This is a genomic window from Halomicrobium katesii DSM 19301 (genome assembly GCF_000379085.1).
In the GTDB taxonomy this organism is placed as follows: domain Archaea; phylum Halobacteriota; class Halobacteria; order Halobacteriales; family Haloarculaceae; genus Halomicrobium; species Halomicrobium katesii.
Genome location: NZ_KB905378.1, coordinates 2,044,088 through 2,056,855, shown reverse-complemented (window position 1 = coordinate 2,056,855; position 12,768 = coordinate 2,044,088). Strand labels below are relative to the sequence as shown.

Here is a 12,768-nt window from a genome sequence, read left to right as displayed (position 1 = left end):
TACCCATCCCCAGTGACCACAGAGGACGACGCCGAGGCCGGCGGTGACGACGCGGGCGACCAGCCCGGAACGGTGACCGTCGCCGACGTGTACGACGCCATCGACGCGGTCGGCAAACCACACCTCACGGCCGCGGAACTGGCCGCCAAGACCGGACTCGCCGCCGACGCGGCCCGCGAGGCGCTGGCGCGGCTGAGCGAGGACGCCGAGCTGGAACGCCAGGACGTGGCCGGTGCCGAGGCGGTCTACTACCCGCCGGACCTGGACGCGGTGACCGACCGCGAGCGGGTGATCCTCTTTCCGGACCGCCACGAGATCGTCGTGGAACACGCGGACCAGTTCACCCGCGCACAGCTCTCGCAGTTCGCCCACCTCGTCGACACGAACCGCTCCGGCGGCGCGATCTACGAGCTCCGCGAGGAGGACGTGTGGCAGGCACCCTACGAGTCGCTTTCGGACCTGCTTGCGACGATCCACGACGTGGTCGGCGAGCGCTCCGAACACTTAGAGGAGTGGGTTCGGAGCCAGTGGGAACGCGCCCGGAAGTTCCGGCTAGTGACCCACGAGGACGGCTACACCGTCCTCGAAGCCGAGAACGACGACCTGATGGGCAACGTCGCCCGCCAGAAGCTCGACGACGACGTGTTGCGCGCGCCGATTTCGGACTCGGAGTCGTGGGTCAACGAGGAGCTGACCGCCCAGCTCAAGCGCACGCTGTACGAGGCGGGCTATCCGGTCCGGGACGACCGCGACCTCGAAGACGGCGACGCGCTGTCGGTCGAACTCGGCCTGCCGCTGCGGGACTACCAGGCCGACTGGGTGCAGCGCTTCCAGGAGCAGGGGTCGGGCGTGTTCGTCGGCCCGCCGGGATCGGGCAAGACCGTCGCGACGATGGGCGTGATGGAAGCCGTCGGCGGCGAGACGCTGGTTCTCGTCCCCTCCCGCGAACTGGCGAGCCAGTGGCGCGAGGAACTGCTCAGACACACCGACCTAGACGAGAGCCAGATCGGCGAGTACCACGGCGGCGAGAAGGCGATCCGGCCGGTGACGATCGCGACCTACCGCACCGCCGGGATGGACCGCCACCGCAAGCTGTTCGACGAACGGCGCTGGGGGCTGATCGTCTACGACGAGGTCCAGCACATCCCCGCCGACGTGGCCCGCCGCAGCGCCCGCCTGCAGGGCAAGCACCGCCTGGGACTGACCGCGACGCCGGTTCGAGAAGACGACAGAGAAGAGGAGATCTTCACGCTCGTGGGGCCGCCGATCGGCACCGACTGGTCGGCGCTGTTCGACGCCGGCTTCGTCCAGGAGCCGGAGGTCCAGATTCGTCTGGTCCCCTGGAGCGACGACGCGGCCGCCGACGAGTACGTCTCCGCCGTGGGCCACGGCCGCCGCCAGACCGCCGCGACGAACCCAGCGAAGATCGAGGAACTGCGCTATCTGCTGGCCGAACACCCCCACGCGAAGGCGCTCGTCTTCGTCGAGTACCTCGACCAGGGGGAGGCCATCGCCGCGGAACTCGACGCGCCCTTCGTCAGCGGCGAGACCCGCCACGCCGAGCGCGAACGGCTGTTCGACGACTTCCGCCGGAACGAGCGCGACACCCTGGTGATCTCTCGGGTCGGCGACGAGGGGATCGACCTGCCCGACGCCGAGCTGGCGATCGTCGCCTCCGGGCTGGGCGGCTCCCGGCGACAGGGCGCACAGCGGGCCGGCCGGACGATGCGCCCCGTCGGCGACGCACAGCTCTACCTGCTCGCGACGCGGGGCACCGAGGAGGAGGACTTCGTCCGCCAGCAGATGCGCCACCTCGCCTCCAAGGGGATCCGCGTGACCGAGCGCGACGCCGAGGCCGTCGGGGAGCGCTCTGGTCGAGCGGAAGACGACGCAGGCGACGAGTAATCTCTCCTGTGATGCGGTGGCGCACGCTGTCGCTCGCTCCGTCGAGCGACGACACTGTGCGAGGGACGACGGAGCGAGCGACAGTGCGCGCCACAGCGTGCTCGGTTAGCCTTCGTCGACGAACGACCCAGGCTCGTCGGCGGCTTCAACCACGTTCACGGCCCGGACCGCTTCGGGCACGTCGTGGACCCGGACGATGTCGGCACCGCGTTCGGCGGCCAGCGTCGTGCCGGCGATGGTGGCGTCCAGGCAGTCCCCGGCCTCGGCTCCGACGAGTTCGAACATCGACTTGTGGGAGTGGCCGACGAGGATCGGGCAGCCCAGCGACTGGAACTCTTCGAGTCGGCCCAGCAGTTCGAAGCTCTCGGCGGCCGATTTGCCGAAGCCCAGCCCCGGATCGACGACGATCTGCTCGCGGTCGAGCCCCGCTTTCTCGGCCAGCAGGACGCGTTCGGTCAGCTGGTCGATGCAGTCCTCGACCACGTCGTCGTAGTCGACGGCGCTGTGGGGATCGACCGGTACCTCGATGCTGTGCATCACGACGACGGGCACGTCGTAGTCGGCTGCGACGAGGCGCATCTCGGGGTCTTCGAGCCCGGACACGTCGTTGAGGATGTCCGCACCGGCGTCCAGTGCGGCGCGGGCGACCGGTGCCTTGCGGGTGTCGACGGCGACGGCGGCGTCGAGGTCGGCGAGGCGCTCGATCACCGGGACGATGCGCTCGATCTCCTCCTCGACGGGGACCTCGTCCGCGCCGGGGCGGGTCGACTCGCCGCCCACGTCGAGAACGTCCACGCCGGCCTCGATCATCGACTCGGCGCGGGAAACGGCGTCCTCGACGGCGTCGTACTCGCCGCCGTCGTGGAAGGAGTCCGGCGTGATGTTACAGATCCCCATGACCGCGGTGCCGTCGTCCCAGGGATAGCCCCGGTCTCGATCGGGCTGCTGGATGTCCAGCGCGGTCCGGAGTTCGTCGGCCAGCGACGCGAGGCCGTACGGTTGGCCGTCGAGCTTGTCCGTCAGGCGGCGGAACTGGGCCATCGTCCCCATCAGGAGTACGTCCAGCATCTCCTCGTCCTGATCGTTCAGCCCCGAGATCGCACAGTCCCCGCCCAGCGAGAGCAGCTCTTCTTTGAGGTACTGTGCCTGTCGGGGCTGGACCCGCGTCTTGAGGAGGCGGTGGACCGCCTTGCCGCGCATGCGCCACGCACCGGCGTCGGTGACGTGGGCGGCGTCGATCGTCTCGCGTGCCGCCGCCACCCCGTCGACCCGCTTGGGAATCGTCGGCCGGATCCAGCGCTGGCGAGCCTCGGCGACGGCGTAGAGCGAGCCCGTGACCAGCACACAGTCGTCCTCGCCGGCCGCGTCGAGAGCCACATCGAACGCGCCGGCCACGTCGCTGCGCGTCTCGACGCTGGCCGCAGTCTCGTCTCGGAACGCCTTTGCGACCACCTGCTCGTCTTCGGCCCGGTCTCGGTCGGGCTCGCAGGCGACGACGTGGTCGGCCCCGTCGAGTGCCCCGGCGATGGCACGCAGGTCCTTGTCGACCATCGACCCCGCGACGACGTGGAGGTCATCGTAGTCGAACGCGGCCAGCGTCTCGACGACGCGTTCGACGCCGCCGGGGTTGTGCGCGCCGTCCAGTACCACCAGCGGGTCCCGTCCCATGATCTCGAAGCGACCGGGCCAGTGGGCGTTTCGCAGGCCGCGTGCGATCGTCGCCTCGTCGACGGCCGCGACCTGGCGACACAGCGTCGCGGCGATCCCGGCGTTGATCGCCTGGTGGGCACCGAGCAGGGGGAGGTTCGTCTCGACGCCCCACTCGTCGCCAGCGATCGACACCGATCCCTCCAGTCCCTCGCGACCGTGGTCGGTGACCGTCACGTCGCCGGCCTCGCCGTCCGCGGTGTCGGCGACGGTGACCACGTCGCCGGCCACGTCCCGAACGGCGTCGAGCGCGTCGCCCCCGGTGGCGGTCACCAGCGGGCGGTCAGCGGGCGCGACGTGTGCCTTGTCTCGGGCGATCTCGCCGACCGTGTCGCCCAGGATGTCCGTGTGTTCGAGCGTCACCGTCGTCACCGCGCTGGCGACGGGGTCGACGACGCTGGTGGCGTCGAGCTTGCCGCCGATGCCGACCTCGACGACCGCCACGTCGACCGACTGGCGCTCGAACTCCCAGTAGGCCAGTGCCGTCAGCGTCTCGAAGAGCGTCGGCGAAGTGCCGTCGGCCGCCCGGTCGGTGACGTACGGCTCGACGGACTCGACGAACTCGACGATCGCCGACTCGGTGATCTTCCGGCCGTTGACCCGGATGCGTTCCCGAACGTCGTCTAGGTGTGGCGAGGTGTACAGGCCCACGTCGAGCCCCGCCTCCCTGAGCGTCCGTTCGACCATGCGAGCCGTGCTTCCCTTGCCGTTCGAGCCGGCGATCTGCACGCAGTCGAGCGAGTCGTGCGGGTCGCCCAGCTGGGCCAGCAGCGACCGAGTGGCCTCCGTGCCCGGTCGGAGCGCGAATCGGCGGAGATCGAAGAGGAAGTTCGCCGCCTCGTGGAACTTCATGCCCAAAGCAATCCGGTGGGTGCGCTTTAGAGTGGCGGTTATAGTAGCCATTGAAAATCAATGCACACCCGATCGCACGATGGCAGTGCGATCGGTGTGTAAATCGTTTCAATTGTCACTATAGCGGCGTGTCACAGTCGACACAGTATCACTTCCCGAGCGCGTCGTTGACCGCGTCGAGCAGCGTCTCGTCGGGGTCGTGACCGGAGGCCCAGTACATGATGGGGTGGCCCCGCTCGTCTGCGTAGTCGGCCTTGACCGCGACCGACTCCTCGTCGTCGTAGCTCAGCAGGCTACTGCCGTCGAACTTGTAGGGCACCTTCGCGTCGTCGTCCCAGTAGCGGGTGTGGCCCCCGAACTGCTGGTCGATGTCGGCGAAGCCGGTGGCCCCGCCGCTGCCCCCGAAGGGCTGGAGCAGCCCGTCGTTGGCCGTGCTCTCGACGCCGGTGAACTCGCGGCCGTAGAAGGCCAGTCCCATGACGAGCTTCTCCGCGGGCCATCCCTGCTCGCGCATGTACGTGAGGGTGTTGTGGATCGAGTCGTCGCTGTCGGCTCCGGAGGTGGCGTACAGCGGCGAGTTGTGGTTGGTCTCGTCGACCCAGACCGGCGAGTGCATGTCGTAGGTCATCATCTTCGCGTAGTCCAGCGCGTCGGCGAGCCGGTCGTGGGGGAGCCCGGAGAGATGTGACTCCGCGTGGTTCAGCGCCGCTGTGAGGTAGTACTCGGTGTCGTCCTCGGCGGCGGCCGCGTCGAACTGTCGGCGACACTCCTCGATCAGCGCGGCGAAGTTCTCCTCGTCGTCGGGATACGACGTGAGTCCGTCGGGACCGTACGGACCGGGGAACTCCCAGTCGATGTCGATGCCGTCGAGATCGCGGTCACGCAGGAGCGCGACACACTCGCTGGCGAACGTCTCCCGACTCTCCCGGTCGCTCGCCAGTTCCGGGAACCCCTGGGAGTTCTTCCAGCCGCCGATCGAGAGGAGCGTGGTGACGCCGTCGATACCCCCGGCGTCCCACGGTGCCGAGACGGAGCCGTCGGCGCTGACGCTGCCGAACGTCTGGATGACGTGGGTGAGCTTGTCGGCCGGGGCCGCCCCCTGGAACTCGTAGGCCATGACCGGGTGCTCGTCCCAGCCCGGCGAGGTCCCGTCTCCTTCGGAGACCGACACCGTCGTCGTGGCCGAGTCACTGGCCCCCGAGCCGTCGGTGACGGTCAGGCTGACGGCGTACTCCCCGGCGGACTCGAACGACCGCGTGTGTTCGACGCCGGTCACCGTGTCGCCGTCGATAGTCCACTCGTAGTCCAGTGCGTCGCCGTCGGGGTCCGAGGAGTCGGCCCCGGAGAAGGTCACCGTCTCGCCCGGCGTCGGTGCCGAGGGAGTGACGCCGACGACGGCCGTCGGTGCCCCGTTCTCGTCGCCGTCGGAGCCGTCGTCGCTCTCGACCAGTGCCCAGACGGTCGCGTCGGCGGCGGGCTCGGTCCCTTTCGTCCACCACGCCGCCTCCCAGACGGAGCCGTCGTGAGTCACCCGGTCCCCGCCACTGTAGGCGACGCTGGCGTCCCAGGCCGGGTACGAGCCGTCGTCGGAGTCGTCACCGCCACCGTCGTCGGCGTCGATCCGTTCCCAGACCGCCGCGTCCGTCGACGGGGGTGTCCCCTGGGTCCACCAACCGGCCTCCCAGACGGACCCGTCGTAGGTCACTCGATCCCCGCCGGTGTAGACGGTGCCGTCGTCGTAGGCCGGGGGTGATTGCTGTGCCGCTGCTGTGCCAGCGCCGGTCACCGCTGCGACCAGCGCCGAGGCGTTCCGAAGAACGTCGCGTCGTGTTTCTCTCATAGGTACGAACGGCCGACCGATCGGGGCGCTCCGCCGGAGAACCCGACGCCCAACATCCCCCCGTATCGGTGGCTAGACAGTAACACACGAAAGACAGGAATAATACTGTCGATGCGGATCGAAATAATGTGTCGAAAGAGAGAACGACCACCAGTCGCTTCGCTCCTCGCCGCCGGCTTTCGCGCCGCGGATCGGTCAGCGATCGCGGTCGTCGGGCCGCTGGACGCGGCGCAACACGGCACCACCGAGCGACAGCAGGGTCATTCCGACCAGCGGCGCGGCGTCGACCGTCTCCTCGTCGGCCGCCGGCCGAGATCGCTCGGGGTTCGGCTCGTCGGCGTCGCCGAACGGCCCCGGTAGCGTCCCCACGTCCGGGATCGGAACGTCGTCGGGCACCGGAACGTCCGGCAGCGTCTCGCCGGACCGCCGACGGTACACCACCACGGCGAGAACCGTCAGCAGCGCCACCACTGCGGTGCCGACGGCGGCCACCAGGAGCGTGCGACGCCCGCCGCCGCTCGCTTCCGGACTGTCCTCGACGGCGATCTGATCGCCGGCACCGGGCGGCGGCGTCTCGCCGACGCGTGGGCCGGTCCGCTCGCCGTGCGGTTCGCTCGCACGCTCGGCGTCGGTCTCGTCGGGCTCGAACGCCGCTGGCACGGACGGCTCGACGCCGAGCGATTCGAGGAGGGCACGCATCGCCTCGGCGTCGACGTCGAAGCGAAACACGCTGAACTCGTCGGTCATACGATTACCGACGGCGGGCCGCGGTATAAAATCAGCGTGCTACTCGGCGTCGGATTCGAGTTCGGTACTGGTGGTGCCGCTGTCGGCCGCTCTTCGGGCCGTCGCCTGATCCCCGCCGGCGGCGAGATCGGCCTCGATCTGGTCTCCGGCCGACGCGGCCGCGTCGTCGGCCTCGGCCAGCAGTGCCTGCAGCTGGCGCTCGTACTCGACCTCCGTGAGCTCGCCGTCGACGTAGCGCTCTTTCAGCCGCTCGCGCCTGGTCTCCGTGGAGACGGCGAAGCGGTCGGCGAGCGCCAGTCGAGACAGCGGCGGGACGAGTCGCTCGGCGCGTTCGAACCCGTCGGCGACGCGGTCGTTCTCGGGCAGAGAGGGCAGCGACGCCCGGCGTGCGAGGGTGACGAGAAAGGCCAGCACGAACGCGACGTCTGCGGCGACCAGGAGGGCAGCGATCGACAACACGAGCGCCACGTCGCCCAGCACGGCACCGAGACCGGCACCGCCGGCCAGTCCGGCGAGGACCGCGACCAGCCCGACACCGACGGTCCCGACGGCGAGGACCGTCGTCACCGCGACGAGCGCGAGCAACAGCCAGTGGCGATTGCGGCTGAACCAGGACACAGGCGGGCTTGGAGCGGCGGCGATAAAAACGCGCGGTGACACCCCCGTCGCACGGATCGCTGTCGATCGGTACCGGATCGACCGCACGACCGCACGCGATCGACCGGGCAAGCGGCGACGAGACTCCGGATCACTCCGCTTCGGGCTCGTCGTCGAACAGCTGTCGCATGATCCGCTGTTGGCCCAGCCTGAGGTGGCGGTTGACGGTCGGCTGAGACACGTCGAGCATCGCCGCGAGCTCCTGGCCGGTCGTGTCGCGCGGCCAGTTGAAGAACCCCGAGAAGTAGCCAGTCCGGAGGACCTCCCGCTGGCGATCCGTCAGCGCCCCCAGGATCGTCTCGGCGAGCGCGGGGTCGGACTCCGAGGAGCGCGCTCGTTCGCGTCGGCTGACCAGTTCGACCGTGCCGTCGTCGGTGAGCGTCTCGACGAACGAGCGCACGTCCACCGAGGTCGGCACGTCGACCTCGATGTCGATGCCGGACCCCTCGGCGGCGATCTTTCGCACTCGCCCGCCCTGCCGGGCGAGTCGAGCGAGGACCGTCTCGCCCCGGATCGTCACCTCGAACACGCCGCCGTCCTCGCTCTCGGAGACGAGGTGGTGGTCGGCGATCGTATGCCGATCGGCGAGCAGCTCCGAGACGGTCGCGGGAGCACAGCCACTCACCCGGACGAACAGTCGAGTCTCGTCGGACGAGACGGTACCCACGCCCTCGTAAGTGACCGTACAGCCGCTCTCGAACGCGATGTCGAGCAGCGGGTCCGTCGTGTCCTCGACGCGCAGTTCGAGCGCGGTCAGCGTGTCGGCGTTGAGCGCCTGCCGGGTCGTGATGCTCGTGATCGCGTTGGCGATGCTCGTCCCCAGCTCCGCGAACACGGCGGTCTCGAACTCGCCGAACACGTCCGGCTCGTCGGCGTACACCGCCAGCACGCCGTACTGGTAGTCGTCGAGCGAGACGGGGACCGCGAGCGCCGACTGGTGACCCACGGCCAGTGCCGCTCGTCGCCACGCCGCCTGCTGGACGTTCCGGGCGATGTTCGAGACCGCGACCGGCTCGTCGTCCAGCGCCGCCGAGACGGCCGGGTCGGAGTGCGTCGCCGAGCGGTCGAACGAGGGCGTGTCCAGATACGACTCGCCCGCACCGGCCCACGCACGGGCCTGGAGCGTCTCGCCGCCGGGATCGAACGACCCGATCCAGGCGAAGGAGATGTCCTCGTCGTCGACCAGCCGCTCGCACACCGCCGCTTCGAGCTGGTCTCGGTCGGTCGCACCGATGAGGGCCTGATCGACGGAGCGGATCGTCTCGTTGGCCCGGATCTGGCGTCTGAGCCGCTCGTTCTGGGCCTCGATCTCGGCCTCGCGCTCGCGCAGCGTGGCCTCGCTTTCGAGTCGCTCGAAGGCGGCCGCCGCGGTCGCGACCAGCGTCTCGACGAGGGAACGATCTCTCTCACCGATCTCGCCGGCCTCGTCCAGTGCGGCGAAGACGCCGTGGCTCCCGATCGGCACCACGATTCCGGTGTCGACCGCGTCGACGAAGGGGCCCGACTCGCCGCTGGTGTCGACGCCTTCGAGGACGCTCTGGGTCCCGGTGACGTAGGCGTGCCAGAGGAACGACTCCGTCCCCGGCCCGACGGCATCCGGCTCGCCGCCACAGAGCGCTTCGAAGCCCGGAGACACCGAGGCGGGTTCGAGCAGGTTCGTCGTCTCGTCGTACAGGTAGATCCCGACCGCTGCCTGGTCGAGCAGCGACGCGGCCGTGTCGACGATCAACCGGGTGGCGTCGTCGATCGACTCCGTCGTCAACAGCCCGCGCGCCGAGTCGTGGAGCGACTCCAGCGCGAGTTCGCGTTGCTTCTGTGCGGTGATGTCCTGGACCGAGCCCCTGAGCTCGACGACAGTGCCGTCTTCGAGGACCGGCTCTCCGATGGTGTGGACCCACCGCTGGGTGCCGTCGGGAGCGTCGAGTCGCAGTTCCTGCTCCCACCCGATCCCGTGGTCGAGCGCGCGCTCGATGGCGTCGCGGTGTCGCTCCCGATCGTCGGGGTGGTAAAACTCGGGCATCGCCTCCACCGGGCGGGCCTCGCCGTCGGCCAGCCCGAAGATGTCGAACAGTTTGTCGGTCCACGTGGTGTCGACGGCCGCGCCGTCCTCGACGACCGCCGCCCAGCCGCCGATCGCCGCCATCTCTTCGGCCCGCGAAAGCAGGTCCGTCGTGCGTTCGAGCTGGCGCTCCCGGCGCTTTCGCTCGCTGATGTCTCGCCCGATTCCCGCGACGAGCTGGTTCCCGTCCGGGTCTTCGAGAGCGACGGCGACGAACTCGTGGGGGACCTGCTCGCCGTCTTTGGTCAGGTAGGGAACCTCGACCACCGCGTCACCGGTCGCTTTCGTCTCTTCGATCGCCGCCTCGATCTCGCTGCGGTGTTCGGGCGCGAAGAAGTCCGTCGCGTGCATCGATTCGATCTCCGCGTCCGAGTAGCCCGTCACCTGTGTGTGTGCGCTGTTCCAGCGCTGGAGGGAGCCGTCCTCGTCGAGGACGTAGAACACGTCGTCGACGGCGTCGAGGATGTCTTCGGTGAACTCTCGGTAGCGGTCGAGTTCGCGCTGGTGTTCCCGGAGCTGGCGCTCCTGGCGCTTGCGCTCCGTGATGTCCTCCATGACGGCCATGATCCCGGTGATCTCGCCGTCGACGTCTCGCAGCGGGGCCGCCGAGAGGCTCACGTCGATCAGCGTGCCGTCCGTGCGGCGTCGTCGCGTCTCGACGCTGCTGATCGACTCGCCGGACAGCAGCCGCTCGCGGAACCCGTCGAACTCGGACTCCCTGTCGGCCGGGACGAACGGCAGCGTGTCGCCGACGACCTCCGCCTCGCTCCAGCCGAAGATGCGCTCGGCAGCGGGGTTCCACAGCTCGACGACGCCGTCGGTGTCGATCAGAATGAGGGCGTCGGGCGAGGCGTCGATGAGCGTGTTGAGCCGCTCGTTGGTCCGGCGAAGCTCGCGCTGGCGGGCCTTGCGATCGGTCACGTCGGTGACGACGCCCTCCAGGGCTCGGACGGTTCCGTCGTCGTCGTAGATACCGACGCCGCGTTCCCACAGCCACCGCCGCTGGCCGTCGGCGGTCTCGATCGGATAGGTGACCTCGAACTGTTCGTGGTCGTCGACGGCGCGCTGGACCGTCTCCCACAGCTCGTCGTTGTCGCCGACGATGACATCCTCTCCCCAGTTCACATCGCCACTCCGGATCGCCGCTGGCTCGTACCCCGTCAGCTCCCGGCACCCCTCGCTGACGAACTCGAAGGGCCAGTCGGGTTCGTTTCGACAGCGATACACCATCCCCGGGAGGTTGCTCATCAGGGTCGCGAGCTCGCGCTTGCGCTCACGCAGCTTTCGTTCGCGTGCCTGTCGCTCGGTGATGTCATTGCTGATCCCCATGACGCCGATGATCTCGCCCGACTCGTCTCGGTACGGGTACTTGTTGTCGAGGAAGGTCCGACGCTCGCCGTCGATCTCCGCCGTCGTCGTCGTCGTCACGGTTTCGCCCGACGACAGGACGTGGCGGTCCTCCGAAATGAGCGCCTCGATGGTCCCGCTGTCGAAGAGTTCGTCGTCTCGCTTCCCCAGGATCTCCGCCGGCTCGCGGTCGAACAGCTCCGCAGTCGCCTCGTTGACGAACTGGTAGACGCCGTCCGAGTCCTTGATGTATATCTGGTTGGTCGTGTTCTGGACGATCGCTTCGAGTTTGCGCTCGTATTCCTTCCGCTCGGTGATGTACTGGGTCACGCCGATCAGCCCACGCACCTCGCCGTCGGGCCCCCGCCAGGGCACTTTGGAGGTGAGCACCCACTCCTCGGCCCTGGGGTCGTACTGCTCTGTCTTGCGGATGGGTTCGCCCGACTCGATGACCTGCATGTCGTCGGCGTAGGTCCGTTCGGCCAACGCCTCGTCGTAGATGTCGAGGTCGGTCTTGCCCCGGTACCACTCCTCGTCGTCCGGGAACTCCGTCACCCGGTCGGAGACGGACTTGCGGAGGTGTCTGCCCGCCTCGTCTTTGACGTACAGGGAGACCGGCAGTTCCTCGAACAGGGAATCGAGCATCGAGGCGTGTCGCTCCAGCGTCTCCATCCGTTCGCGGCGCTCGACGGTCTGGCTGATCCACCGACCCACGAGATCGACGAATACCTTCTCTGCGTGGCTGAACGGACGCTCTCGGGGCTCCGAGCCGACGAAGCAGAGCGTCCCGTACAGTTCCCCATCGACGAGTAGCTTCGAGCCGATGTAGCTGCGCACGTCCGAGTCCGCGTACTCGGAGTCGTCGAGGTCGCTCGTCGCGACCGTGTCGGCGATGCCGAGCACGTCGTCGGACGTGATGGTCCGACGACAGAGCGTCTCGGAGAGGTCGAACACGCTCTCCTCGGCGACGAGCGGGCCGGTCGCCCGCTCGATCTCGTAGCGCCCGTCGGCCTGGTCGATCTGTGCGATGAAGCCGGTCTCGACCCCGAGTCGCTCACAGCCCAGTTCGAGCAGTCGGTCGAGTTTCGCGTCGTCGTCGAGCGCCGGATCGCTCGTGATCTCGTAGATCGAACGGCGAAACGTCTCGTCGGTCTGGTCCTCGGCGTCGGTCGCAGTGACGAGGTCGTCGATCGCGTCGTACAGCGCACCGATCTCGTCGTCGCGGTCGGTCGTGAACGTGACGTCGTCCGCGCCGGCTGCCACGCGACGCACCTTCTCGGTCAACTGTGCGATCGGATCGTCGGCGTCGCCCCGGACCGCCAGGCCGACCAGTCCGGTGAGCACGAACGCGATCGAGAACGTGTCAACCCCCGTCACGCCGCCGGAGACCGAGAAGAACCACTCCCCGCTGGCCGCCCCGACGAACGGGACCACGTCGTGCCAGAGTGAGATCATGTGTCCGAGTTAACAACGGACGCTAATGACTTGCAGGGGTCGCGCGGACGAGCCCGCGCGTCGCAGTCGAATAACTGATACGGTTTATTGTAGTTGCTTGCCGGTGATCGTCGCCACGGAGTAGACGATCACCGGTAAATCGCTACAATAATCCGTATGAGCGGGTCCCACGACACCGACAGTGAAACCACACGGCGGA

At 68.7% G+C, this 12,768-nt stretch carries 6 protein-coding genes and 1 pseudogene; 1 reads left to right on the top strand and 6 read right to left on the bottom strand.

Translation table 11 applies throughout. The features are described 5' to 3' along the window. The first annotated feature begins 12 nt into the window (after positions 1 to 12). The gene (locus tag HALKA_RS0110830) at positions 13 to 1,905 is read left to right on the top strand and encodes a DEAD/DEAH box helicase (protein ID WP_018258011.1); all 1,893 of its coding nucleotides are present in this window, start codon (positions 13 to 15) and stop codon (positions 1,903 to 1,905) included. Between the two features lie 105 nt (positions 1,906 to 2,010). Here HALKA_RS0110830 and folP read toward each other — a convergent pair whose 3' ends face one another. The 6 genes and pseudogenes from folP to HALKA_RS0110805 all read right to left on the bottom strand — a co-directional run bounded on the left by folP (position 2,011) and on the right by HALKA_RS0110805 (position 12,569). Continuing rightward, positions 2,011 to 2,802: a dihydropteroate synthase gene (gene folP, locus HALKA_RS22370; protein WP_394324987.1), complete on the bottom strand. Its 792-nt coding sequence runs from the start codon at positions 2,800 to 2,802 to the stop codon at positions 2,011 to 2,013. A gap of 411 nt (positions 2,803 to 3,213) precedes the next feature. Next, a pseudogene (locus HALKA_RS22365) lies at positions 3,214 to 4,464 on the bottom strand (bifunctional folylpolyglutamate synthase/dihydrofolate synthase); the annotation flags it as partial. 148 nt (positions 4,465 to 4,612) lie between these two features. Beyond that, positions 4,613 to 6,304, bottom strand: a complete 1,692-nt coding sequence (locus HALKA_RS0110820; protein WP_018258009.1) for a glycosyl hydrolase family 18 protein — start codon at positions 6,302 to 6,304, stop codon at positions 4,613 to 4,615. A 195-nt stretch (positions 6,305 to 6,499) separates the two neighbouring features. Then, entirely contained in the window at positions 6,500 to 7,051 is a 552-nt protein-coding gene (locus HALKA_RS0110815) for a hypothetical protein (protein WP_018258008.1), read from the bottom strand. A 39-nt stretch (positions 7,052 to 7,090) separates the two neighbouring features. Next, positions 7,091 to 7,669, bottom strand: coding sequence for an SHOCT domain-containing protein (locus HALKA_RS0110810; protein WP_018258007.1), 579 nt, complete (start codon positions 7,667 to 7,669; stop codon positions 7,091 to 7,093). A gap of 130 nt (positions 7,670 to 7,799) precedes the next feature. Beyond that, complete coding sequence (locus HALKA_RS0110805) at positions 7,800 to 12,569, bottom strand: PAS domain S-box protein (RefSeq protein ID WP_018258006.1); 4,770 nt, start codon at positions 12,567 to 12,569, stop codon at positions 7,800 to 7,802. Positions 12,570 to 12,768: the final 199 nt, after the last annotated feature.